Below are 25,071 nucleotides of genomic sequence, written 5' to 3' on the forward strand. Positions count from 1 at the left end.
GAATAATGAACAAGCCCGTCCAGCCCAAGCCCGTCCCTTCAACGTCGTCCCTGTCGCTCAAGCTGCCAAAAGCCGATCGCTCGATCGAGACCTACCGGCTCGCGGCCTCGCGAACGTTTCCCGCAAAGCTCGAGGGCCCGCTGAACCGCATCGCGTTCTCGGCCGTCCATACCGTGGTCGATCCCTTCGCCGACAACGACCCGTGGCTCTCCGCCGCCGTCGACTGGGACAAGACCATCGCCTTTCGCGAGCACGTCTGGGACCTCGGGCTCGGCGTCGCGGAAGCCATGGACACCGCGCAGCGCGGCATGGGGCTGGATTGGCCGACCTCGCTGGAGCTGATCACGCGCTCGGTGTCTGCCGCGAAGCGACGCAACGGCCTGGTGTTTTCCGGCGCGGGCACGGACCATCTCCCGGTCGAGGACGCCAAAAATCTCGACGACGTGATCCGCGCCTATGAGGAGCAGGTATCGGCGGTCGAGAAGGTCGGCGGCCGCATCATCTTGATGGCGTCGCGCGCGCTGGCGAAGCTTGGCCGTAACGCCGACGATTACGCAAAGGTCTATGACCGCGTGCTGTCGCAGGTTCGCGAGCCCGTGATCATCCACTGGCTCGGCGACATGTTCGATCCGGCGCTGACGGGATATTGGGGCACCAGCGATCTCGACAAGGCCATGGATATTGCGGTCGCCATCATCAACGGCAACGCCGCCAAGGTCGACGGCGTCAAGGTTTCGCTGCTCGACAAGCAGCGCGAGATCGACATGCGCCGTCGTCTCGACAAGCGCATCAAGATGTACACGGGCGACGACTTCAACTACGCGGAGCTGATCGCCGGCGACGAACAGGGCTTTTCGCACGCGCTGCTCGGCATTTTTGACGCGATCGCGCCGGCGGCGTCCTACGCGTTGTCGCGGTTGGCAGCGGGTGACGAAGCCGGCTTCCACGACGTGCTGGGGCCGACGGTCCCGCTGTCGCGCCACATCTTCAAGGCGCCGACGCGGTTCTACAAGACCGGCGTGGTGTTCATGGCATACCTCAATGGTCACCAGGACCACTTCACCATGGTCGGCGGGCAGGAGAGCACGCGCTCGACGCTGCATCTGGCCGAGCTGTTCCGGTTGGCCGACAAGGCCGGGCTGCTCGCCGATCCGGAGCTGGCGACGCGGCGGATGAAGGCGGTGCTCGCAACGCACGGAATCGAATCCTGATGCGTGATTTCTCGTCTAATCATCGCTGGCTATCGCTCAACACGGCGACAATCCGCAAGCAGGGCGACCTCGTCGAGATCATCGACGCCTGTGCCAGGCACGGCATCCGCGCCATCGATCCCTGGCGCGATCAGGTCGCCGCCGTCGGTCTCGACCGCGCCGCGCGCGCGGTGCGCGATGCCGGTCTCGACCTGTCGGGCTATTGCCGTGGCGGTATGTTCACCTCTGACGCATCGCGGCGGGTCGAGGTGCGCGACGATAACCGGCGCTGCGTCGATGAAGCCAAGGCGCTTGGCGCGCCCTGCATCGTTCTCGTGGTCGGCGGCCTGCCGCAATATTCGCGGCCCGGCAGCGAGGCGTCGAAGGACATTGCCGGCGCGCGGACGCAGGTCGAGGAGGCGCTCGCCGAAATGCTCGACTACGCCAAACAGGCCAAGCTGCCGCTGGCGATCGAGCCGCTGCATCCGGCCTATGCGGCGGACCGCGCCTGCGTCAACACGACGAAACAGGCGCTCGACATCTGCGACCGGCTCGACCCTGATCGCAGCGGGATGCTCGGCATCGCGCTCGACGTCTATCACATCTGGTGGGATCCCGAACTGATGGGGCAGATCGCGCGCGCCGGCCGAGATCGCCTGCTGGCCTTCCATGTCTGCGACTGGCTGGTGCCGACCAGGGACATTCTCAACGACCGCGGCATGATGGGCGACGGCGTGATCGACATCAAATCGGTGCGCGAAGCGGTCGAAGCGCAGGGCTTTGCCGGCTATTCGGAGATCGAAATCTTCTCCAACGAGTGGTGGAGTAAACCGATGGACGAGGTGCTGCAAACCTGCATCTCGCGGCACAAGACGGTGGTTTAGGCCTTCCGGAATTTGTTGCGCGCGGCGGCGCCGATGGCCTGAGATGTCAATTGGTTGCGCGGGATCACCGGCACATCGCGCGCCGGTAACCTTCTACTGTGCATGGGGTTGTTTTCGCGATTTTTGTTTTGAGGCCTCAGCCGATCGCGCAGGGCACGCTCAAAAAGCCGCGGAACCGCACCCGTCCGCCCCTGACCGGCTGTCCGCTCACGGCATAGTTCGGGAAGCGCGCCAGGAAGCGTGAGACCGCGATGGCGCCTTCCAGCCGCGCCAGCGCCATGCCGGCGCATTGATGCGCGCCGGTGGCGAAGGCGAGATGCCGGTTCGGCGTGCGCGCGATGTCGAAGCTCTCGGGGTCCGGAAACTGCGCCGGATCGCGGTTGGCCGCGCCGATGCACAGCGTGATCGACGTGCCGGCATCCAGCATGACGCCGCCGAGCTCGACCCGCTCCGTGGTCATGCGGTTGCCGAGTTGGTTCGAACTCTCGTAGCGCAGCATCTCTTCGACCGCAGTCTTGATCAGCTCGGGATTGTCGATCAGCCGCTGCTTCTGATCCGGGTTCCGGTCTAGCGCCACGAGGCCGTTGCCGATCAGGTTGGTGGTGGTCTCGTGGCCGGCATTGAGCAGGAAGATGCAATTGTGCAGCAGCTCCTTCTCTGTCAGCCGCTCGCCGTTGTCCTCGCCCTGGATCAGGCGCGTCAGCACGTCGCGTCCGGGGTTGCCAGGCTTCGCTCGTCGGCGTGCGACCAGCGTTTCGAGATAGGCGAGAAAATCCGCCACGGCCTTGTTGCCGCGGGCAGCGACCTCAGGCGACACGACCGGTTCGAGGGCGCCCAGGATCGCCAGCGACCACTCGCGCAGCGGCGCGCGCTCGTCATGGGGCACGTCGAGCAAATTGCCGATCACCTCGATCGGGATCGATGCGGCGAAATCCTCGATCAGCTCGCAATTGCCCTTGACGGCGATGGCGTCGAGCAGGCCGTCGACCAGCTTGACGATATCAGGCTCCATCCCCGCGATCGCGCGCGGCGACAGCGCGCCCATGATCAGGCGCCGCACGCGCGTATGCGCCGGCGGGTCGTTGAAGACGAGGCTCGTGGTGTGGTGCTCGTAGAGCGGGGTGTCGCCGTATTTCGGCGCGAACTCGCGCTTCTTGTCCGAGCTGAACGACTTTGTGTTCTTGTAGGTCGTGACGAGATCGTCATAGCGGGTCAGGAACACGGTGCCGTTGCGCAGGCGCTTGACCGGCTCGTTCTCCCGCAGTGCACGATAGGTCGGGTAGGGATCGTCGTAGAATTCCGGCGTCAGCTTCTCCAGATCGAAACTGGCCGCCAGTTCATTCGCAGTTGCGTTCATGCCGCCATACTCGCCGGTTGAGTCCGATATGCTGTATTCGCTCTTTTGAGCGGCTCGGTTCACCGTCTACAGTCGAGCCGCGATTTGCAAGCCGACCGGACAGGAAAATGCACGCCCGCTCTGACGCTGCCGACACGGCTCCTTCATGGCCAGACGATATCTTCGCGGCCCTGCAACGCTTCGACGTCCGGCAGGTGCCCTACGTGCCCGACGCCGGCCATTCGAGGCTGATCCAGCGCGTGCTGGCATCGTCCACGATGCGCGGCATTCCGCTCACGACGGAGGAGGAGGGCGTGGCGCTGCTCGCCGGCACCTGGACGGGTGGACAGCGCGGCGTGCTGTTGATGCAGTCGAGCGGGGTCGGCAATTGCATCAACATGCTGTCGCTGATCCCGATCCTGCGCTTTCCCTTCCTCACGCTGGTGACCATGCGTGGCGAGTGGGGCGAGTTCAATCCGTGGCAGGTCCCGATGGGATCGACCACGCAGGGCGTGTTCGAGCTCTCGGGTGTCAAGGTGCTGCGGGCGTCTAACGCAGCCGAGGTGCCGACCGTGCTCGAGGCGGCGGCCGCGCAGGCCTACAACGCGCTCACGCCCACCGCCGTCCTGCTGTCGCAACGCCTGATCGGCGCCAAGGTTTTCACCAAATGAGCAAGGCCAATCTCCTCGACCGCCGTCAGGTGGTGTCCACGCTTCTCGCGAACCGCAGGGACGTGGTTGCGATCGGCGGCCTCGGCGCCTCCACCAACGACATGTGCGCGGCCGGCGATCATGCCCGGAATTTCTACCTCTGGGGCGGCATGGGCGGGGCGGCGATGATCGGGTTGGGCCTCGCTCTGGCGCAGCCAAAATTGCCGGTGCTGGTGATCACCGGCGACGGCGAGATGCTGATGGGCATGGGCAGCCTTGCCACCATCGGCCTCCAGAAGCCGTCCAACCTCTCGATCGCGGTGCTCGACAATGAGGCCTATGGCGAGACCGGGGGCCAGACCAGCCACACGGCCGCGGCGGCCGACCTCGTCGGCGTCGCCAGGGCCTGCGGCATCGGGGATAGCCGGTCCGTGACGACAATGGCCGAGGTCGAGGCCTTCGCCAGAGCCGTCCACGACGTCACCGCCGGGCCGCGCTTTGCCAATGTGAAGATCGACAGTGCCAATCTGGAGCGGATTTTGCCGAGCCGGGACGGGACTTACATTCTCAACCGGATTCGCGGCGACCTCGGCTTCCAACCGATCTAGGCGGGCGTTCCGGCGTCCCGTCCTGCACGGGGACCGTGTGGGCGAGGTCAATTTCCACTGGAATTACAACGCACTCAGGTTGCGATGCAGCATAGTGCTTGACTTTTGCGTGGGTGAGTGCTTACTCACTAGCATGAGCTCATTGCGTATGACGAGCGACCTGAGGCGTCAATTGATCCTCGGCGCCGCAAAGCGTTGCTTTGCCCGACACGGCTATACCGGCACCACGACCAAGAGCGTGGCGGCCGCCGCTGCCATTTCCGAGGCGTTGCTGTTCAAGCATTTCCCGTCCAAGGCCGCGCTGTATGCCGAAATTCTCAGCGACGAATGCGAGGCCGACCCGGCGCTCATGGAGCTGCTCGAACGTGAGCCGTCGACCGCCACGTTGGTCGAACTGATCCGCGGCATGGTGGGGCATTTCATGCACATCGCCGACGGGCCCGACCAGGAAGAGGCCCAGCGCCTGCGACTGATGACCACGAGTCATTTGGATGATGGCGAATTTGCCCGTTTGCTATATGCCAAGATCGAGACTCTGATCGGGGCGGCCTTCGTCGCCTCGCTCGAGCGTGCGGTTGCCGCGAGGGACGCGCGGCCATACAACGGCGAACCGCTCAACCTGTTCTGGTTTGCGCATCACACCGTGATGACCGCTGCGCTGACCAGGCTGCCGGCCACGCCGTGTCTCGCTTATGGCAAGGCGAACGACCTCGAGCGGCAGCTCTGTGAGTTTCTCCTGAGGGGTATCGGACTTAACGACGCCGCAATTGCTTCGCATTTGGGCCGCGATCAGGCCGCGTGTGCGGACAAGACGGCGATTGCAGAGAGTGCATGACATGAACATCGTCACCGAACACAAGATTTCGGGCGAACCGATCGACAACAAGGCTCCCAAGCGTCCGGTCCGGCCGGTGCTCTGGTTCATCATCGTCGGCGCGCTTCTGGCCGTGCTCGTCGGTGGCCTCGTCTGGTTCAATTATTTCCGCGGCCAGATGATCAAGCAGTTCTTCGCCAACAACAAGCCGCCGCCGGTCGCGGTCAGCGCCGCCGAGGCGAAGTCCGAGGTGGTGCCGAACCTGCTGACGGCCGTCGGCGGGCTGTCTGCCGTGCACCAGGTCGACGTCAGCGCCGACGTCAACGGCCGCGTCACCGAGATCAAGTTCGAGCCGGGCACGCATGTCGAGGCCGGCACGCCGCTGGTGCAGATGTTCGACGCGCCGGAGCAGGGCGACCTCGCCAATTACAAGGCGCAGTCCACCGTCGCGCAGCTGTCGCTGGACCGTGCCAAGCAACTGGCGTCGCGCCAGTTCGGCCCGCAGGCAACCGTCGATACCGCGCAGGCGGCGTACGATCAGGCGCTGGCGGGTATCGCCAAGACCGAAGCATTGATCTCGCAGAAGCTGGTCCGCGCGCCGTTCTCCGGTGATCTCGGCGTCCGCAAGGTCGAGGTCGGCCAGTATCTGACCGCCGGCACGGCCATCGTTTCGCTGACGGATCTGTCGGAGTTGTGGGCCAACTTCACGGTGACGGAAAAGGACTCGGGCAACCTCAAGGTCGGTCAGCCAGTCCGGTTGAAGGTCGACGCCTATCCGGGCCGCACCTTCGACGCCAAGATCACCACGATCGAGCCGCAGATCTCGGCCGACACCCGCAACATCCGCGTGCAGGCGACCATCTCCAATCCGGAGAAGATCCTGAAGCCCGGTATGTTCGTGACCACCACGGTGGTGCTCCCGGACAAGCCGGCCGTGGTCACCGTGCCGGAGACGGCAGTCGACTACACGCTGTACGGCGACTCAGTGTTCGTGATCACCGAGAAGAAGGAAGCCGACGGCAAGACCAGCCTGAGCGCGGTGCGCACTTTCGTGCAGACCGGCAACCGGGTCGAAGGTCGCGTCGAAATCGTCAAGGGCGTGAAGCCAGGCGACAAGGTCGTCGCGGTCGGCCAACTCAAGCTGCAATCGGGCGCGGCGGTGTCGATTTCGACCGACCCGGCTCCGCAGCTCCCGGCGCAGCCGCCGCGCTACTGACATCGTACACGTTGCAGCATGATCCGGCATGGCCGGGTCATGCGCTTTGCAAGTCAAAGAAATCGAGATCGCCGCGATGCGCTTTACTGATATCTTCATCAAACGCCCGGTCCTGTCGGTCGTCGTCAGCCTGCTGATCCTGCTGATCGGCCTGCGCGCGGCGACGACGCTGCCGATCCGGCAATATCCGAAGCTGTCGAACACGGTCATCAACATCACGACCGTCTATCCGGGCGCATCCGCGGACCTGATCCAGGGCTTCATCACCACTCCAATCGAGCAGGCGGTCGCTTCCGCCGAAGGCGTCGACTACATCACCTCGTCCTCGGTGCTCGGCACCTCGACGATCCAGGTCTACATCAAGCTGAACTTCGATCCGAACCAGGCGCTGACCGAGGTTCTGGCCAAGACGAACTCGGTCAAATACCTGATCCCGAAGGAATCCAACGACCCGATTGTCACCAAGACCACGGGCCAGACCACGGCCGTGATGTATCTCGGATTTTCGTCCGAAGAGCTGTCAGGCTCGGCGATCTCGGACTACCTGACGCGCGTTGTGCAACCGGTGCTGTCGACCGTTGACGGCGTCGCCTCCGCCGACATTCTCGGCGGCCAGACCTTTGCGATGCGGCTGTGGCTTGATCCCCTGAAGATGGCCGGCCGCAACGTGTCGCCTGCGGATGTCGCGACCGCGATCACCGCCAACAACTTCCAGTCTGCGGCGGGGCAGACCAAGGGCTATCTCATCGTCTCGAACGTATCGACGAATACGGGCCTGACCGACGTCAACCAGTTCAAGAAGATGATCGTCAAGGCGAAGGACGGCGGCTTCGTGCGGATGGAGGACATCGCCACCGTCGAACTTGCGGCCCAAAGCACGGACGCGAGCGTCGCCTTCAACGGCGAGCACGCAATCTTCATCGGTGTGCAGGCAACGCCGCAGGGCAATCCGCTGACGCTGGTCAAGGGCGTGCGGGCGCTGTTCCCCGAGCTTGAGCGCAATCTGCCACCGTCGATGAAGATGAAGGTCGCCTACGATTCGACCAAGTTCATCCAATCCTCGATCGACGAGGTCGAGAAGACACTGGGTGAAGCCGTGATCATCGTGATCGTGGTGATCTTCCTGTTCCTGGCGTCGTTCCGTTCGGTCATCATTCCCGTCGTCACCATCCCGCTGTCGATGATCGGCGTCTGCACGCTGATGCTGGCGCTGGGCTTCAGCTTCAACCTGTTGACCCTGCTCGCGATGGTGCTCGCGATCGGCCTCGTGGTCGACGACGCCATCGTCGTGGTGGAAAACATCCATCGGCATCTGGAGGAAGGGAAAACGCCGGTCCAGGCGTCGCTGGAAGGCGCGCGTGAAATCGTGGGTCCCGTCGTCTCGATGACCATCACGCTCGCGGCCGTGTACGCGCCGATCGGTTTCCTCGGCGGCCTGACCGGCTCGCTGTTCCGTGAATTCGCCTTCACGCTTGCGGGCTCGGTGATCGTGTCCGGCGTGATCGCGCTGACGCTGTCGCCGATGATGTGCTCGGTGCTGCTGAAGAACACTGAAGAGGGGCGCTTCGCCAAGCTCGTCAACAAGGTGTTTGGCGCGCTGACGCGGTGGTACGGGCGCAGGCTCGACCGCTCACTCGATTACAAGGCCATCACCGGCCTGTTTGCGGTGACCATCCTCGGGCTCGTCGGCTTCCTCTACATGCACACGTCGAAGGAGCTGGCGCCTGAGGAGGACCAGGGCATCGTGTTCGCGGTGACCAAGGCGCCGAAATACGCCAACATCGACTACGTCGACTTTTACGGCGAGAAGCTCGACAAGGAATTCCAGAAATTCCCCGAGACCGATCTGCGCTTCGTGCTGAACGGCATCAACGGCCCGCAGGGCGGTATCGCCGGCATGCTGCTGAAGCCATGGGAGGAGCGCAAGCGCTCGTCGATCCAGCTGAAATCGCTGGTGCAGGCCGAGCTTTCCAAGATCGAGGGCGTGCAGGCGTTCGCGTTCAACCTGCCGCCGCTGCCGGGCGGTCCGGGCGGCCTGCCGGTCCAGATGGTGATCAACTCCACCGCCAGTTTCCAGACTGTCTATGAGCAGATGGAGAAGCTGAAGGCTGCCGCCCGAAAGAGCGGAATGTTCATCGTCTCCGACAGCGATCTTGCCTACAACCAGCCGAACGTGAAGGTGACGATCAACCGCACCAAGGCGCAGGATCTCGGCATCAGCATGCAGAACCTCGGCAGCACGCTCGCGGTGCTGCTCGGCGGCAACTACATTAACCGCTTCAACCTCGAGGGCCGTTCCTATCAGGTCATCCCGCAGGTGCCGCGCGGCCAGCGGCTCTCGCCGGAATCGCTCGCCGGCTACTACGTGACGACCAACACCGGGCAGCAGCTTCCGCTGTCGACGGTGGTCTCGATCGAGACCAAGACCGAGCCGAATTCGCTGACCCATTACAATCAGCTCAATTCGGCAACCTTCTCGGCAGTGCCGATGCCCGGCGTGACCGTCGGTGCGGCGGTCGACTTCCTCGAGAGCGAGGCCAAAAACCTGCCGCAAGGCTTCAGCCATGATTACCTCGCGGACAGCAGGCAATATGTGCAGGAAGGCAACCAGCTCGCGATCACCTTCGGCTTCGCGCTGATCATCATCTTCCTGGTGCTGGCGGCGCAGTTCGAGAGCTTGCGCGATCCGCTGGTCATCATGATCTCGGTGCCGATGGCGATCGTTGGTGCGCTGATCCCGCTGTTCTTCGGCGTGGCGACCATGAACATCTACACCCAGGTCGGCCTGCTGACCTTGGTGGGCCTGATCACCAAGCACGGCATCCTGATGGTGGAGTTCGCCAACGAGCTCCAGATCAACGAGCGGCTCGATCGCCGCTCCGCCATCGAAATGTCGGCCCGTATTCGTCTGCGGCCGATCCTGATGACCACGGCCGCGATGGTGACGGGCCTGATCCCGCTGCTGACCGCGACCGGCGCTGGTGCGGCAAGCCGCTTCTCGATCGGTCTGGTGGTCGTGGCCGGCATGTCGATCGGCACGTTGTTCACGCTGTTCGTGCTGCCGGCGGTCTACGTGGTGCTGGCGACCGACCATCGCGCGGCGGCCGATTCCGAGCGGAACAAGCAGGTCAACGACCTCGACCTCAACGCCAAGGCGCTGCGGCCGACCTGAGGCCACGGATAAAGCGAACACGAGGGCGGCAGCGGCCAATCCGCGGCCGCCCTTTTCTATTTGCCTCGGGGGCTGGCTGCCATCAGGCTTTCCTGCGCTCGCGAGAGACAAGGTCCGGTCTTCTTGCTAGGTTCGGCGGGATGAGCCTTTCCCTCCATCCCGACACCCCGCAAGCACGGACGCTGCCGAGCGCAACGCCGGATGGCGTCGCGTCCGGTACGACGCCGGGGCAGGGGATCAGGACGCGGCTGTTCACCAAATATGTCGCGTTGTTCGTGGCCGTCGTCGCGATCGCGCTGCTGGCCAACGGTCTGTTCGAGGTCGTCTTCTATTATCGCGAGCACAAGGCCGCGCTGATCCGGGTTCAGCATGAACAGGCCGAGGCGGCTGCGGCCAAGATCGGTCAGTTCGTCAAGGAGATCGAGAGCCAGCTCGGCTGGACCACGCAGCTGTCCTGGTCGGCGGGCTCGATCGAGCAGCGCCGGTTCGATGCGCTGCGGCTGCTGCGTCAGGTGCCCGCGATCACCGAGCTCGCCCAGGTCGATGCGACCGGTAAGGAGCGGCTGCGGGTCTCGCGGCTCGCCATGGACGCGATCGACAGCGGCATCGACCTGTCGGCGGATCCGAAGTTTACCGAGGCGGTCGCTCACAAGATCTTTTACGGTCCGGTCTATTTCCGCAGGGAGTCCGAGCCGTACATGACCTTGGCGCAGGCGGGGGCGCGCAAGGATGCCGGCGTCAGCATCGCGGAGGTCAATCTCAAGCTGATCTGGGACGTCGTGTCCCAGATCAAGGTCGGCGAGCACGGACATGCCTACGTGGTCGGTCCGGAGGGACGCCTGATCGCGCACCCCGATATCAGCCTGGTCCTGCGCAACACCGACATGTCCAGGCTCGCGCAGGTGAAGGCCGCGCAAGCCGGCGGCGGCACCATGCCGGACGCGCTACAGGAGGCGACCAACATCCAGGGGCAGAAGGTTCTGACGGCGTCCGCCCCGATTCCACCGCTCGGCTGGACCATGTTCGTGGAATTGCCGGTCGAGGAAGCCTACGCCTCCCTCTACGCCTCGCTGCAGCGGCTCGCGATCGTGCTGCTTGCCGCGTCGATCTTCGCGGTGCTTGCGGGGGTTTTCCTGGCGCGCCGCATGGTCGGTCCGATCCAGGCGTTGCGCAGCGGCGCCGAGCGGATCGGCGGCGGCGATTTCTCGCAACGCATCTCGATCAGAACCGGTGACGAGCTCGAGGGTCTCGCGGACCAGTTCAACCAGATGGGCGAGCGCCTGCAGGAATCCTATGCGGACCTTGAGAAAAAGATCGAGGTGAGAACGGCTGAGTTGACCGAGTCGCTCGAGCAACAGACGGCTACGTCGGAAGTGTTGCAGGTCATCAGTTCGTCTCCTGGCGAACTCACACCAGTGTTCTACAAGATGCTCGAGAATGCCACACGCGTCTGTGGTGCGAGTTTCGGCGTAATGAATCTGTGGGATGGTGAGAGTTTCACGATTGCTGCGGACTACAATGTGCCACCTGCGTTCGCGGCCTCGCGAAAAGATATCGCGATCCGTCCTCATCCGGACAGCGCGCTTGCTGCGGTTGTCAGGACACGTCAAGTTGTCCACGTTCACGATGTGCAGCAAACTCCGGCCTATCTCGCTGGAGGTCCGACCATTCGTGGGATCTCCGACGTCGCCGGCGCCCGGACGATCGTCATCGTGCCCATGATGAGGGAAAGCGAGCTGATCGGAACCGTTGCGGTTTATCGCAAGGAGGTCCGGCCTTTCACCGACAAGCAAATCGCGTTGGTTGAGAACTTCACGAAACAAGCCGTCATCGCGATCGAGAACACGCGACTTCTGAACGAGTTGCGCAAGCGTACGACGGAGCTGTCGCAATCCCTCGACGATCTTCGCAGCGCGCAGGACCGCCTGGTCCAGACCGAGAAGTTGGCGTCGCTCGGCCAGCTCACGGCGGGGATCGCGCACGAGATCAAGAACCCGCTCAATTTCGTCAACAATTTCTCGGCGGTGTCGACGGAACTGATCGACGAACTCAATGAGGCCCTGCAAGCGGTCTCGCTCGACGACAAGACAAAGGAGGAGGTCGACGAGCTAACCGGAATGCTCAGGAGCAACCTCGAAAAAGTGGTGCAGCATGGTAAGCGCGCCGATTCCATCGTCAGGAACATGCTGCTGCATTCGCGCGAGGGCTCCGGCGAGCATCGCCCCAGCGATATCAACGCGATCCTGGAGGAGAGCCTTAATCTCGCCTATCACGGCGCACGTGCCGAACGGCCCGGCTTCAACGTCACGATCGAGCGCGGCTTCGACCCAGCCGCAGGCATGGTCGATGTCTATCCGCAGGAGATTACGAGGGTCTTCCTCAATCTGATCTCGAACGGCTTCTACGCCACTGCCCAGCGCAAGGAGAGCGCCGCAGACGCCTTTGAGCCCACCCTGCGCGCGGCAACAAAAACTCTCGGCGATAGGATCGAGATCCGCATTCGCGACAACGGCACCGGGATCCCGTCCGAGGTGAGGGAGAAGATGTTCAATCCCTTCTTCACCACCAAGCCGGCCGGCGAGGGCACAGGGCTCGGCCTTTCCATGAGCCATGACATCGTGGTGAAACAGCACGGCGGCACGATCGACGTGAACACCGCACCCGGCGTATTCACCGAATTCATCATCACCCTGCCGCGCATGATGGCGGCGGGCGGCACTTCCGGAGGCAAGTCTTGAACGTTTACATCCTGGTCGTCGATGACGAGCCCGACGTCGAGGCGCTGTTCCGGCAGCAGTTTCGGCGCGATTTGCGCGCCGGCCGCTTCCAGATGGAATTCGCGTCGTCGGCACCCGATGCGCTGAAACTGGCCGCCGAGGTTCGCGATCCCTCGTTGATCCTGATTTTGTCCGACATCAACATGCCCGGCATGAGCGGGCTCGATATGCTGCCGAAGGTGCGTCTTGCGCATCCGGACGTTCCCGTCATCATGATCACCGCCTACGGAGACGCCGAGACGCGCCGGAAGGCGATCGAGCGCGGCGCAGTCGGACTTCTCACCAAGCCGATCGATTTCGCGCTGCTGCGGCAGGAAATCGACACGAGGCTCGGGCAGGCCGCATGACCGCGACCATCCTTTTCGTTGACGACGAGCCGGATCTCGAGGCGTTGGTCCTGCAAAAATTCCGCAGGCAGATTCGCGACGGGTCGGTGACGATCATGTTCGCGCGCGACGGCCTCGAAGCGCTACAGTCACTCGAGCAGAACCCGCATGTCGACATGGTGGTCTCCGACATCAACATGCCCAGGATGGACGGGCTGTCGCTGCTGGCGAAGCTCCAGGAAGCTGAAGACAAGAAGTCCACCATCATCGTTTCGGCCTATGGCGACATGAGCAATATCCGCACTGCGATGAACCGCGGTGCGTTCGACTTCCTGACCAAACCGATCGACTTCGCCGACCTGGAGATGACGATCCAGAAGACCATTCGCCACATCGAAATGCTGCGTGAGGTGCGAGGCCGCCAGGCGGAAGCAGAGCGCGCCCATGCCGCGCTCTCGCGTCATTTCTCGCCCGAACTCGCCAAGCGTCTGGCGGCCAGCGGTGAGAGCGAGGGAATCGAAGTGCAGTGGCGCGATGTCGCGACCATCTTCACGGATATTACCGGCTTCACCTCGCTGGTCGAGAGTGCGCCGCCGGAGACGCTGGGCGCGCTTCTCAACGAGTATGTCGGCGGCATGACCGAGATCGTCTTCGCGCACGAGGGGACTGTCGCCAAGATCATCGGCGATGCGATCCAGGTGCTCTTCAACGCACCCGGCGATCAGCCCGATTACGCGACGCGCGCTGTCGCCTGCGCCCACGATCTCGACGCCTGGGCGGAGGATTTTTCCGCGCGCTGGAAGGTGAGAGGCGTGAATTTCGGCACCACCCGCATCGGCATTCACGCCGGGCCGGCTCTGGTCGGAAATTTCGGCGGCAACCGGTTTTTCGACTACACCGCGTATGGCGACTCCATCAACATCGCGGCGCGACTGGAAGCCGCGAACAAGCATCTGGGCACGCGGATTTGCGTCAGTGCCGGCATCGCCGAGGCGGCTGAGAATTTTCGGGGTCGTCCCGTCGGGGAGCTGATGCTGCGTGGACGCAGCGAGCCGTTGCGCGCTTTCGAGCCACTGACGCCGGCCCAATTCGCTGCGCCGGAAACGGCGCTGTACTCCGAGGCGTTTGCTAAGATGGAGGCCGGCGATGCCGCCGCGATGCCGGCCTTCGCCGCGCTGGTCGGCATGCATGCCGGCGATTCCCTGGCCGGCTTTCACCTGAAGCGCCTGCTCAACGGTGCCAAGGGCATTCGCATGCAACTGGAATAGGAGTCCGACATGATTGGTGAATTCTCCGCCGGCAATTACCGTTTCATTCCGTCAGTATTCCAATATTCGGCCGGTGCGGCCGCGGACGATGGCTACGAGATCGAGCGCGTCCGCTTCGACCGGCTGGTGCCGCTCGCGGAAGGGTTTGCGCTTGCCGCGAAGTATATTCGGGAGGCGGGGCGGCCGCTGACGGCGTTCTGCGCCTGCGAACTGCGCTCGCCCGCGGCCTTCAGCGAGGAAGGCTTTCGCGCGTTCAACCTGCACTATGTAAAGACGCTGTCCGAATGGGGCATCTTCGACGGCAGCACCAATCCGGTGGCGCGCAGCAATGTCTGTCCCGAGGTCGATCCGCCGGCCGAGCCATCGTTCTATGCGTTCTCCTTCACGCGGCCGACCAGCTCGAAGACGCCGAGCTTCGTGATATCAGGCGGCGCGGAGGCGCGCGAGGGCGGTGGGACCTATGTCGAGCGCACCGTGCGCTACCGCGACCTCAGCCCGGAGGGCCTTCGCGAGAAGGTGCGCTTCACGACGACGTCCCAGATGGAGAACAGGATGACGGCCTTCGGCTTCGGCTGGAAGGACACGACCGGCGTGCAGGCCTATTCCGTGCACGATTTCCACCACGCGCTGGTCGACGAGCTCGTCCGCCGCGGGGCGTTGCGGTCCGGCCTGACTTGGCACTATGCCCGGCCGCCGGTGGTCGATCTCGAATACGAGATGGATTGCCGCCGCGTGATGCGCGAGACCGTGATCTAGCGCTGGCGCGGATCGAGCGCGTCGCGCAGGCCGTCGCCGAGCAGGTTCAGCGACAGCACCACGAGGAAGATCGCTAGCCCCGGCCAGATCGCCATCCAGGGCGCCTGGGTCAGGAAGCGCTGCGCTGCGTTGAGCATGCTGCCCCAGGATGGCGCCGGCGGCTGCTGGCCGAGACCCAGGAAGGACAGCGCGGCTTCGGCGATGATGGCGGCCGCAATCGACAGCGTCGCCTGCACCAGCAGCGCCGGCAGGATGTTCGGCAGGATGTGCGAGAACGCGATCCGCCACGGCGGATTGCCAAGCGCGCGCGCCGCCTCGACATAATCCTCGGCCTTGACGTTCAACACCTGGCCACGGGTCAGGCGGATGAAGATCGGGGTTGCCGAGATGCCGATCGCGATCATGGCGTTGCCGAGGCTCGGGCCGAGGAATGCGGCGAGCGCGATCGCCAGGATCAGGAACGGGCAGGCCAGCATCGCGTCGGTCATCCGGCTGATCAGCGCATCGACGAAGCCGCCGCGATAGCCGGCAAGCAGGCCGAGCGGGATGCCGACGCCCAGCGCGATCGCGACCGAGATGAGGCCCGCGAGCAGCGACGCGCGGGCGCCGTAGACGACGCGGCTCAGGATGTCGCGACCGAGCTCGTCGGTGCCGAACCAGTGCGCCGCAGTGGGCGGCTTGCGGACCAGGTTCCAGCTCGTCGCGATGGGATCGTAGGGCACGACGAACGGCGCGAGCAGCGCGATCCCAACGAACAACGTGATCATCACAAGTCCGAACACTGCGGCCTTGCGTTTGAACAGGCGCCGCCGGGCGCGACGCGCCGGGCTGTCCAGCTCGTTGGCCTGCGCGATGGGAGCGGCGGGCAGGGCGGCATCGGTCATGAGTCTAGCCCCGCAGCCGCGGATTGACGAGGATATAGGCGACATCGGCAACCAGGTTCAGCGCGATGTAGACCGTCGCCGTCACCAGCACGACGCCCTGTACGACGGCATAGTCGCGGTTGAACACGGCATCCACGATCAGTTTGCCGAAGCCGGGAATGGAGAAGATCTGCTCGGTCAGAACTGCCCCCGACAACAGCGTGCCGAGCTCGAGCGCGCCGAGCGTGATGATCGGCGTGAGTGCGTTGCGCATGGCGTGCTTGAGGATGACCGAGCGCTCTGACAATCCCTTGGCGCGCGCGGTGCGGACGTAGTCGCTTTCCAGCACCTGGAGCATGGCGCTCCGGGTGTGCCGCATCAGGACTGCGGAAATCGCGTTGCCGAGCACGAAGGCCGGCATGATGGTGGCGGCGAGGCTCGCACGCCAGTTCTCGGTCAGCGGCACGTAGCCGGACGCCGGCAGCCAGCCGAGTTCGATCGAGAACAGGAAGATGAGCATGATGCCGAGCCAGAAATTTGGCGTCGAGATGCCCCACAGCGCGAACAAATTGGCGCAATAGTCCCAAACGGTGCCCTTCTTCACGGCGGAGACAATGCCGGCGGGAATTCCGATCAGGAGAGCGATCAACATCGCCATCGAGCCGAGCTGGAGCGTCACCGGCAGCTTCTGCGCGATCAGCTCGCGCACCGGCATCTTGTTGCGTAGCGACTCTCCGAAATTGCCGATCAGGACTCCCTTGAGCCAGTAGACGTACTGCACGGGAATCGGCTGATCGAGCCGGTATTGCTGGCGAATCTGCTCGATCACGGCGGGATCGCGCTCCTCGCCTGCCATCACCAGCGCCGGATCACCCGGCAACAATTGCTGGAGCGAGAAGATCAGTACCGACACGAAGAACAGTGTCGGAACGATCTGCACAATGCGGCGGGCGAGGAAGTTCAGCATAGTCGCACGCCTGTTCCGGACGATGTCGCCGTCACTTAAACTTAAGCCCGACCACGCGCACAAGGCCATCTGGCATCTGCTTATAGCCCTGGAGCTTGGTCGTATGCGCGATCAGGAGCGTACGGTGATAGATGTAGATGATCGGCAGGTCGTCGAGCAGGATCTTGTTCAGCTTGGCGTAGATCGCCTTGCGCTCCTCGACGTTGGACGTCGCCCTTCCTTCTTCCAGCAGCTTATCGGCCTCCGGATTCGAATAGACGCCATCGTTCTGCGGCGCCTTGCTCCGCATGAAGATATAGGAGTTGCCGTCAGGGTCGATGCGACCGCTCCAGTTGATCTGGAAGATCTGGAACTCGCCGGCCTGGGCCTGCTTGAAGGTGGTCGCGAATTCGACCGCGCGGATCTTGATGTCGAAGCCCGCTTCCGCGGCCATCGACTGGATCACCTGGGCAACCGCTTCGTTCTCCGCGCCTTTGGGAATCATGTAATCGACGGTCACCGGCGAAGTGATTCCGGCTTCCTTCAGAAGCGCCTTGGCCTTCGCGATGTCGCGGCCACGAACCGGAAATGCCTTCTGGTAGTAGGGATGGGTAGGGCTGACCCATTGATTGCCCGGGGTGAATTCGCCGTTGAACACGACCTGGTTGAGAGCCTCGCGATCGATCGACAGATCGAGCGCCTGCCGGACTTTCGCCGATTGGCTCAGCGGCCCCTTGCTCTTGTCGTTGCCGATATTGACCGTGAGGCCGAGATAGCCGAGTTCCGGTGCCGTCGACAGCACGAGCCGCGAATCGGCGCGGACGTCCTTGATGTCGGTCGCGAGCACGCGCTCGATCAGATCGAGTCCGCCGGACTTCAGGTTGGCAAGGCGCACCGTGGCATCGACGATCGGCAGGAACACCACGCGGTCGATATGGATGTTGTCCTTGTTCCAGTAGTCGGCGAATTTTTCGAAGACCATGCGGTCCTGCTGCACGCGCTCGACGAACTTGTAGGGACCGGCGCAGACCGGATGCAGCCCGAACTTGTCGCCGGCTTCCTTGGCGGCCTTCGGCGACACCATCATGCCGGAGCGGTCGGTCAGCTGGGCGATCAGCGGGGAGTAAGGCGTCTTGAGCACCAGCTTGATGGTCAGGGGATCGACGACTTCGACATGGTCGACGCTGGCGAGCTCGGACTTTCGGAATGAGGTCGGCAGCGTCATGTGACGCTCGATCGAGAACTTTGCTGCTTCCGCGTCGAGCGGCTCGCCGTCGTGGAATTTCACGTTGGGCCGGAGCTTGATCGTCATCTCCTTGCCGTCGGGCGAGGTCTCATGCGACAGCGCGAGCTGCGGCACGATGTTGAGCTTCTCGTCGATGTCGAACAGCTTGTCGCAGAAGGCGGAGAATACGATGCGGCCGACATAGGTGCGGCCGATGCTGGGATCGAGGATGTCAGGATCCTCGGCGATGCCGATGCGAAGCGTGGTCTGGGCTTGGGCCTGGGTTTGGGCCGCGCTCACGAGCGACGTCAGCAATGCCGACGCCAGGAGTGCCAAACGCATAGGACTCATCGCTCTCAACCTCTGTTTTGCGGCTATGCCGGGTTCGTCCCCAATGAACTAACCCCGCTGCCGCGGACTGCTTCCGGGCCGCCGCTGAAGGCGGCGACCAATTTTTCGAGAACCGGGGAGAAGCCGCCGTCCGTTGGGACGATCGCCTCGGACGACGGCAGTTCCGACGTTCGGTGGCATGCTGTTGCATGTCCGACGCCATCCGGCACGAGCTGAGGCATTTCGCTGCGGCAACGGTCGACCACGTAGGGGCAGCGGGTGTGGAAGCGGCATCCCGGCGGCGGATTGAGCGCGCTGGGGATCTCTCCCTGCAGCACAATCCGGCTGCGCTTTGCCCGCGGTTTAGGCACCGGGATCGCGGACAGCAGGGCCCGGCTATAGGGATGGCGGGGTGCGGCGAACAGCGCGTCCGCCGCCGCCGTCTCGACGATCTGGCCGAGATTCATCACCGCTACGTGGTCGGCGATGTGCTTGACCACCGCGAGGTCGTGCGAGACGAAAATGTAGGCCAGCCCGAGCCGGTCCTGGAGCTCGCGCAGCAGATTGAGGATCTGCGAGCGGATCGAGACGTCGAGCGCCGAGACCGGCTCATCGCAGATGATCAGTTTCGGCTCGACCGCGAGCGCGCGGGCGATGGCGATGCGCTGGCGCTGGCCGCCGGAAAACTCGTGCGGGTAACGCCGCGCCAGCCGCGGCTCCAGTCCGACCAGCCGCAAGATCTCCTCGACGCGTTCGCGCCGTCGGGCGGGCGGCACCAGGTTGTGCAGCGCCAGCGGCTCGGTCAGGATCTGGCCGACGGTCATGCGCGGATTGAGCGAGGCGTAGGGATCCTGGAAGATGATCTGCGCCTCGCGGCGAAAGGCGCGCAGCGCGCCGGCGTCGAGCGAGAGCAGATCGCGGCCTTCGAACCGGATCGTGCCTGCATCCGGCTCGATCAGCCGCAGCACCAGGCGGCTGACGGTGGATTTGCCGCAGCCGGATTCGCCGACCAGCGCCAGCGTCCTGCCGGCATCGAGCGAGAAGGAAACGCCATCGACGGCTTTGACATGCGCCAGCGCCCGGCCGAACAGCGAACGCTCGGCGACGAAATGCTTGACCAGACCATCGACCTCGAGCAGCGCCATCACGACACCAGACGTTCGAGCGGCGCGCGGATGCAGCGCGAGAGGTGGCCGGGACTGACCTCGACCAGCGGCGGCGGCGCCTTGGTGCAGGCAGCCAGCACGAAGGGGCAGCGCGCGGCGAAGCGACAGCCGGCGGGCGGCTGCGCCATGTTCGGAACCATGCCTTCGATCGTGGCAAGCTGTTCGGCGCGATGGTCGAGCCGCGGGATCGAGCCGAGCAGGCCGACGGTGTAGGGATGCTGCGGCGCCGAGAACAGCTCGTCCACCGCCGCGCGCTCGACGATCTCACCGGCATACATCACCGCGACCTCGTCGCAGACTTCGGCGACCACGCCGAGATCGTGGGTGATCAGGATGATGGCGGCGCCGCTCGCCGCCTTCAACTCGCGCATCAGCTCCAGGATCTGCGCCTGCAGGGTGACATCGAGGGCAGTGGTCGGCTCGTCCGCGATCAGCAGCCGCGGGTCGCAGGCAAGCGCCATCGCGATCATGACGCGCTGGCGCATGCCGCCCGAGAGCTTGTGCGGATATTCGTCGATCCGCCGCTCGGGCGAGGGGATGTGGACGCGACGCAGCAGATCGATCGCCCGCTCGCGCGCACTCCTGCGCGAACCGCCGCGGTGGCGCAAAATCGTCTCGATGATCTGGTCGCCGATCGTGAAGCTCGGATTGAGCGAGGTCATCGGTTCCTGGAAGATCATCGCGAGCCGGTTGCCGCGAAGGTCGCGCAGCGTCTGGTCCGACGTCTTAAGGAGGTCGAAACCGTCGAAGCGGATCGCGCCGGAGATCTCCGCGCTCTGCTTCGGCAGCAGGCCCATGATCGCCAGTGACGTCACGCTCTTGCCGCAGCCGGATTCGCCGACGAGGCCCAGCGTCGCGCCATTGGCGACGCTGAGATCGACGCCGTCGACCGCGTGGGTGACGCGGCCGTCGTCGCCGTGAAAACGAATACGCAGGTCGCTGATCTCGATGAGAGGGCTCGGGTTCATGAGCGTTTTGCGCGCGCTGCGGCAATGCTGGCGTCGATGACGCTGCGATCGGTGTTGCCGGCCGGGTTCTGCCGCGTCGGCATGGAGGCGCGGAAGTGGACCCAGAGCTCGTGGCTGACCCGTTCGAGCCGCTCGAGCTCACCGAGCGGATCGGGATGATCGTCGGCGCGCAGGTCCAATGCCGGCCATTCCTCCTCGCCGTGGATCAGGAGCGCGGCGGACTGCTTGCCGCGCTTGTCGCCGCCGGCGGCTTCGCCCGCGCGCATCGCGGCGAGCAGGCGGCGCGGGAACGGCAGGCTGTCATTGGCGATATAGGTCTTTGCGGTCTCGTCGAGCACATCGGCGCCCGCGAGCATGTTGCCGGCGATCGAGAAGCCGCTGCCCGCGATGTGTCCGCACCAATCGACGCAGTCGCGCCCGGTATGCGCGGCAATCGCGCCGCTGGCGTCCATGATGTGGATCTGGCGGCTCTCGCGGCCATCGTCGGTTGCGAGCAAGGCGGCCAGCGCGTCGTGCGCGTTGAGACCCTGACGCAGCAGCTTGACCCCGTCGATGCCGTAATAAGGATTGACGAAGGCCTGCGTCGCGATGGCGCCAAGGCCCGCCGCGATGTAGGGCACTCGCGCGCCGACGGCGAAGAAGCGCGTGGCTACGGCGATGCCAAACTGGCCGGTAGCAGAATCGCGCGCGATGATCGACCAGGTCATGTGCTGCCTTTAGCGCCCTGCGGCGTAGCCCTGCATGCCGCGTGGATTGGCGGCGGCGCGGCGACGCGGACCGACGCGCGAGGCCGCGGTGAGACGGCCTTCCGACCAGTCCGGTCCGACCTCGACGATATGTCCGCGTTCGCGAAGATTTTCGATCGTCGCCTTCGGCACGCGGTTCTCGACCACGAGCACGCCGGGGCGCGCGGTGCGGGGCCAGAACGAGATCGGGAAATGCTCGGAGTGCCAGGCCGGGGCGTCGATCGCTTCCTGGAGATTGAGGTTGCAATGGACGTGCCGCAGGAAGAACTGCGTGATCCACTGATCCTGCTGGTCGCCGCCGGGCGAGCCCCAGGCGAGATAAGGCTCGCCGTCGCGCAATGCCATGGTGGGGGACAGCGTGGTGCGCGGCCGCTTGCCGGGCGCGAGCGAGCTCGGTTGGTTCTCCTCCAGATCGAACATCTGCGCGCGGCTGCCGAGGCAGAAGCCGAGCTCGGGAATGATCGGCGATGATTGCAGCCAGCCGCCGGATGGCGTCGACGACACCATGTTGCCTGCCTTGTCGATGATGTCAAAATGCACGGTGTCGCCGCGCACCTCGCCGAAGCGGCCCACCGTCGGTTCACCGGCGCCGAGCGCGCCGACAGCCTCGCGCTGGCCCTCGGCGCGGCGCAGCTTGACCACGCCGCCAAAGCCCTCGATCGCACCGGGCCGGAGATCGAGCGAGGCCTTGTCGGTGACGAGCTTGCGGCGCTCGTTGTTGTAGGCATCCGACAGCAGCGTTCCGATCGGGATCTCGCTGAACTCGGGATCGCCGTAGAATTTCTCGCGGTCGGCGAAGGCGAGCTTGGCGCATTCGATCTGGAGATGGATGAATTCCGGCCCGGTCGGGTCGAGCCCATCGAGCGCAAAGCCCTTCAGCAGCGCGAGCTGCTGCAGCGTCACCGGTCCTTGGCTCCAGACCCCGGCCTTGCAGACGGTGTAGCGGCCATAGTCGTAAGTGAGCGGGGCCTCGACGATCGGCTGCCAGCGCGCCATGTCATCGGCCGACAGCACGCCGCGATGCGGCGAGCCGCTGACGTCCATCACGTCCTGCGTCCGGCAGAATCTGTCGATGGCTTCCGCGACGAAACCCTGCGACCAGGACTTGCGTGCGCGCTCGATCTCGGCGTCGCGGCCGCCGCCGCCGCTTTCGGCCTCGCTTAGGATGCGTGCGTAGGTCGCCGCAAGCGTCTTGTTGGTGAAGAGCGTGCCGGGCTTTGGCACTTCGCCGTTCGGGAGATAGACGGCGGCCGATGTCGGCCAGTGCTTGCGGAATAATTGCTCGACGGTCTGGATCGTGGCGCAGGCGCGCTCGACCAGCGGATAACCGTCGCGCGCATAGGAGATCGCGGGCTCCAGCACGTCGCGCATGCGCATCGTGCCGTAGTCACGCAGCAGCATCATCCAGGATTCGAAGGTGCCGGGGACGCAGGCTGCGAGCAGGCCGGTGCCGGGCACCATGTCGAGGCCTTCGCTCTTGTAATGCGCGATGGTGGCGCGAGCCGGTGCCGGACCCTGACCGCAGATCACCTCGGTGCGGCCGCGCTTCACGTCGTGCACGATGATCGGAACGTCGCCGCCGGGGCCGTTCAGATGCGGCTCGACCACCTGGAGCGTGAAAGCGGTGGCGACGCCGGCGTCAAAGGCGTTGCCGCCCTTTTCCAGGATGGCCATGCCGATAGCGGTCGCAATCCAGTGCGTGGTCGCGACGACCCCGAAGGTGCCTTCGATCTCGGGGCGTGTCGTGAAGGGATCGGGATTGACGATGCTGGCCATGGACTACCTCATTTGCGGCGCGCGCAATTGATCACAGGGCCGGGCCGCCGCCAAATGCGCAGGCTGCATGGCACGCGCGCGTCACGCCGGTACCGGCGCGGTGTTGACCGCGTGGCAGGCGACACCGTCGATCAGGCTTGGTGCTTCCTTGCGGCAGAGATCGAACGCCAGCGGGCAGCGCGGATTGAAGGCGCAGCCAGGCGGCGGATTGATCGGGTTCGGGATCTCGCCCTTCACGGGAATGCGCTGGCGGCCGCTCATGGCAAGATCGGGCACGGCGCCGAGCAGCATCTTGGTGTAGGGCATACGAGGACGAGCAAACAGCTCACGTCCTTCCGCGATCTCGACGATGCGGCCGAGATACATCACGCCGACGCGGCTCGCCATGTGGCGAACGACGGCGAGGTTGTGGCTGATGAACATGTAGGTCAGGCCGAACTTATCCTGGAGGTCGCGCATCAGGTTCAGGATCTGCGCTTGCACGGAGACGTCAAGCGCGGAGGTTGGCTCGTCGCAGACAATGAACTCCGCGTCGGAGGCGAGCGCGCGAGCGATCGCGATTCGCTGGCGCTGGCCGCCCGAGAATTCGTGCGGAAATTTCAACCTGTCGTCGGGATGCAGGCCGACAAGGCTGAGCAACTCGCCGACCCGGGCCTGGATGTCGCGCTCGCCCTCGATCAGGTCGAACGCGCGGATCGGCTCGGAGATGATGGCGTCAACCCGGAAGCGTGGGTTCAGGCTCGCATAGGGATCCTGAAAGATCATCTGGATGCGGCGGCGCAGTTTCCGCCGCGCCTGGGCCTGCCGCGGATCGGTCATCGAGATGCCGTCGATCAAGACGTTGCCGGAGCTTGGCGGCAGCAAGCCGACGACCATCCGCGCCACCGTGGTCTTGCCCGAGCCGGATTCGCCGACCAGTGCAAAGGTCTCGCCCTTCCTGATGTCGAATGTGACGCCATCGACGGCCTTGAGATATTCGAGCTGCCCGCCTTCAAGCATGCGGTTGAGCCAGGGTTTCGAGACGTCGAAGACGCGGCGCAGATTCGTGGCCTGGACGAAGGGAGTGCTCATGCCGCGCTCTCCGCCGGCACGCTGTCATAGAGATGGCAGGCGACCGATTGCGCGCCCCGTGGCAGCGGCTCCGGCCGCTCGACACGGCAGCGATCGAACGCCAACGCGCAGCGCGGATTGAACGAGCACCCGCGCGGAATCGCCGACAATCGCGGCATCGAGCCGGGAATTTGCACCAGGCGCTTGTCGTCGCCCGCGAGCGTCGGGATCGCGCCCATCAAGCCCTTGGCGTAAGGATGCAGCGCGTTCTGCACGACATCCTGCACCGGACCGATCTCGGCAACGCGGCCGGCATACATCACCGCGACCCGGTCGGAGGTCTCGGCGATCACGCCCATGTCGTGGGTCACCAGCATCACCGCAGTGCCGTGGTCGCGGCCGAGACGCTTGATGAGCGAGATGATTTGCGCCTGCACGGAAACGTCGAGCGCGGTGGTCGGCTCGTCGGCGATGATCAGCTCCGGTTCGGCGCAGATCGCGAGCGCAATCACCACGCGCTGGCGCATGCCGCCGGAGAATTCATGCGGATAACCGTCGATGCGCTTTTCCGGAGCCGGGATCCCGACTTCGGCGAGCAGGTCGATGGCGCGGCGACGGGCGGCGGTCTCGGACAGGTTCAGATGCGTTCTGATCGTCTCGATGAGCTGGTCGCCGATCTTGTACAGCGGATTGAGCGAGGTGAGGGGGTCCTGGAAGATCATGCCGATACGTTTTCCACGCACGCGGCGCATCTCTTCCGGCGGCAGATTGTCGATGCGCAGGCCGGAGAGGCGGATCTCGCCGCCCGAGATGCGGCCCGGCGAATCGATCAGGCCAATGACCGCGAGTCCGGTGACCGATTTACCGGCGCCGGATTCGCCGACAACGCCGAGCACCTCGCCTTTGGCGATGTCGAAGGAGACATTATCGATCGCGCGCAGCGTGCCCCGGCGGGAGGCGAACTCGACCTGAAGATTACGAACGGAGAGAACGGGCTCGGTCAT

The 25,071-nt window shown here is 64.5% G+C and carries 21 protein-coding genes; 11 read left to right on the top strand and 10 right to left on the bottom strand.

Going from position 1 to position 25,071, the window contains the following annotated elements:
- Positions 1–5 precede the first annotated feature (5 nt).
- Together IVB41_RS00755 and IVB41_RS00760 are read left to right on the top strand one after the other, a co-directional pair.
- Positions 6–1,211 carry a dihydrodipicolinate synthase family protein gene (locus IVB41_RS00755; RefSeq protein ID WP_247425869.1) on the top strand — a complete coding sequence of 402 codons (1,206 nt, stop codon included), beginning with the start codon at positions 6–8 and terminating at the stop codon, positions 1,209–1,211.
- Complete coding sequence (locus IVB41_RS00760; protein WP_247425871.1) at positions 1,211–2,074, top strand: sugar phosphate isomerase/epimerase; 864 nt, start codon at positions 1,211–1,213, stop codon at positions 2,072–2,074. The genes IVB41_RS00755 and IVB41_RS00760 overlap by 1 nt, the downstream gene beginning before the upstream one ends.
- 136 nt (positions 2,075–2,210) lie before the next feature.
- Here IVB41_RS00760 and IVB41_RS00765 read toward each other — a convergent pair whose 3' ends face one another.
- The gene (locus IVB41_RS00765) at positions 2,211–3,431 is read right to left on the bottom strand and encodes a cytochrome P450 (RefSeq protein ID WP_247425873.1); all 1,221 of its coding nucleotides are present in this window, start codon (positions 3,429–3,431) and stop codon (positions 2,211–2,213) included.
- Positions 3,432–3,538: 107 nt separating this feature from the next.
- Between IVB41_RS00765 and IVB41_RS00770 the strand changes: the two genes are divergently transcribed.
- From IVB41_RS00770 to IVB41_RS00810, 9 genes are all read left to right on the top strand, one after another.
- Complete coding sequence (locus IVB41_RS00770; protein WP_247425874.1) at positions 3,539–4,081, top strand: phosphonopyruvate decarboxylase; 543 nt, start codon at positions 3,539–3,541, stop codon at positions 4,079–4,081.
- Positions 4,078–4,668 carry a thiamine pyrophosphate-dependent enzyme gene (locus IVB41_RS00775; protein ID WP_247425876.1) on the top strand — a complete coding sequence of 197 codons (591 nt, stop codon included), beginning with the start codon at positions 4,078–4,080 and terminating at the stop codon, positions 4,666–4,668. Before IVB41_RS00770 ends, IVB41_RS00775 begins: the two co-directional genes overlap by 4 nt.
- Before the next feature lie 133 nt (positions 4,669–4,801).
- Positions 4,802–5,503 (top strand): TetR/AcrR family transcriptional regulator, encoded by a 702-nt coding sequence (locus tag IVB41_RS00780; protein ID WP_247426179.1) that lies wholly within the window; start codon positions 4,802–4,804, stop codon positions 5,501–5,503.
- Between the two features lies 1 nt (position 5,504).
- Positions 5,505–6,698 carry an efflux RND transporter periplasmic adaptor subunit gene (locus IVB41_RS00785; RefSeq protein ID WP_247360011.1) on the top strand — a complete coding sequence of 398 codons (1,194 nt, stop codon included), beginning with the start codon at positions 5,505–5,507 and terminating at the stop codon, positions 6,696–6,698.
- Positions 6,699–6,774: 76 nt separating this feature from the next.
- Complete coding sequence (locus IVB41_RS00790) at positions 6,775–9,870, top strand: MexW/MexI family multidrug efflux RND transporter permease subunit (protein WP_247289093.1); 3,096 nt, start codon at positions 6,775–6,777, stop codon at positions 9,868–9,870.
- A gap of 140 nt (positions 9,871–10,010) precedes the next feature.
- Positions 10,011–12,608 carry a cache domain-containing protein gene (locus IVB41_RS00795; protein WP_247425878.1) on the top strand — a complete coding sequence of 866 codons (2,598 nt, stop codon included), beginning with the start codon at positions 10,011–10,013 and terminating at the stop codon, positions 12,606–12,608.
- Positions 12,605–12,994, top strand: a complete 390-nt coding sequence (locus IVB41_RS00800; RefSeq protein WP_247288543.1) for a response regulator — start codon at positions 12,605–12,607, stop codon at positions 12,992–12,994. The genes IVB41_RS00795 and IVB41_RS00800 overlap by 4 nt, the downstream gene beginning before the upstream one ends.
- The gene (locus IVB41_RS00805) at positions 12,991–14,241 is read left to right on the top strand and encodes an adenylate/guanylate cyclase domain-containing protein (RefSeq protein ID WP_247399557.1); all 1,251 of its coding nucleotides are present in this window, start codon (positions 12,991–12,993) and stop codon (positions 14,239–14,241) included. Before IVB41_RS00800 ends, IVB41_RS00805 begins: the two co-directional genes overlap by 4 nt.
- Before the next feature lie 9 nt (positions 14,242–14,250).
- Positions 14,251–14,997, top strand: a complete 747-nt coding sequence (locus IVB41_RS00810) for a hypothetical protein (RefSeq protein ID WP_247360007.1) — start codon at positions 14,251–14,253, stop codon at positions 14,995–14,997.
- On the opposite strand, the gene IVB41_RS00815 is transcribed toward IVB41_RS00810, so the two are convergent.
- From IVB41_RS00815 to IVB41_RS00855, 9 genes are all read right to left on the bottom strand, one after another.
- Entirely contained in the window at positions 14,994–15,881 is an 888-nt protein-coding gene (locus tag IVB41_RS00815) for an ABC transporter permease (RefSeq protein WP_247425880.1), read from the bottom strand. The two genes, IVB41_RS00810 and IVB41_RS00815, sit on opposite strands and share 4 nt — an antisense overlap.
- Positions 15,882–15,885: 4 nt before the next feature.
- Entirely contained in the window at positions 15,886–16,827 is a 942-nt protein-coding gene (locus tag IVB41_RS00820) for an ABC transporter permease (protein WP_247360005.1), read from the bottom strand.
- A gap of 31 nt (positions 16,828–16,858) precedes the next feature.
- Positions 16,859–18,382 (bottom strand): ABC transporter substrate-binding protein, encoded by a 1,524-nt coding sequence (locus tag IVB41_RS00825; RefSeq protein ID WP_247425883.1) that lies wholly within the window; start codon positions 18,380–18,382, stop codon positions 16,859–16,861.
- A gap of 23 nt (positions 18,383–18,405) precedes the next feature.
- Positions 18,406–19,506 carry an ABC transporter ATP-binding protein gene (locus IVB41_RS00830; RefSeq protein WP_247425885.1) on the bottom strand — a complete coding sequence of 367 codons (1,101 nt, stop codon included), beginning with the start codon at positions 19,504–19,506 and terminating at the stop codon, positions 18,406–18,408.
- The gene (locus IVB41_RS00835) at positions 19,506–20,495 is read right to left on the bottom strand and encodes an ABC transporter ATP-binding protein (RefSeq protein ID WP_247425887.1); all 990 of its coding nucleotides are present in this window, start codon (positions 20,493–20,495) and stop codon (positions 19,506–19,508) included. Before IVB41_RS00835 ends, IVB41_RS00830 begins: the two co-directional genes overlap by 1 nt.
- A complete protein-coding gene (locus tag IVB41_RS00840) occupies positions 20,492–21,202 on the bottom strand; it encodes a DUF1028 domain-containing protein (RefSeq protein WP_027568891.1) in 711 nt (236 codons plus the stop codon). The genes IVB41_RS00835 and IVB41_RS00840 overlap by 4 nt, the downstream gene beginning before the upstream one ends.
- A 9-nt stretch (positions 21,203–21,211) precedes the next feature.
- Positions 21,212–23,017 (bottom strand): gamma-glutamyltransferase family protein, encoded by a 1,806-nt coding sequence (locus IVB41_RS00845; protein WP_247425888.1) that lies wholly within the window; start codon positions 23,015–23,017, stop codon positions 21,212–21,214.
- An 81-nt stretch (positions 23,018–23,098) separates the two neighbouring features.
- On the bottom strand, positions 23,099–24,088 hold the full coding sequence (locus tag IVB41_RS00850; RefSeq protein ID WP_247399538.1) for an ABC transporter ATP-binding protein: 990 nt from the start codon (positions 24,086–24,088) through the stop codon (positions 23,099–23,101).
- The gene (locus IVB41_RS00855; protein ID WP_027568894.1) at positions 24,085–25,071 is read right to left on the bottom strand and encodes an ABC transporter ATP-binding protein; all 987 of its coding nucleotides are present in this window, start codon (positions 25,069–25,071) and stop codon (positions 24,085–24,087) included. The genes IVB41_RS00850 and IVB41_RS00855 overlap by 4 nt, the downstream gene beginning before the upstream one ends.

The sequence above is a fragment of the Bradyrhizobium sp. 44 genome, from assembly GCF_023073095.1.
Taxonomy (GTDB): domain Bacteria; phylum Pseudomonadota; class Alphaproteobacteria; order Rhizobiales; family Xanthobacteraceae; genus Bradyrhizobium.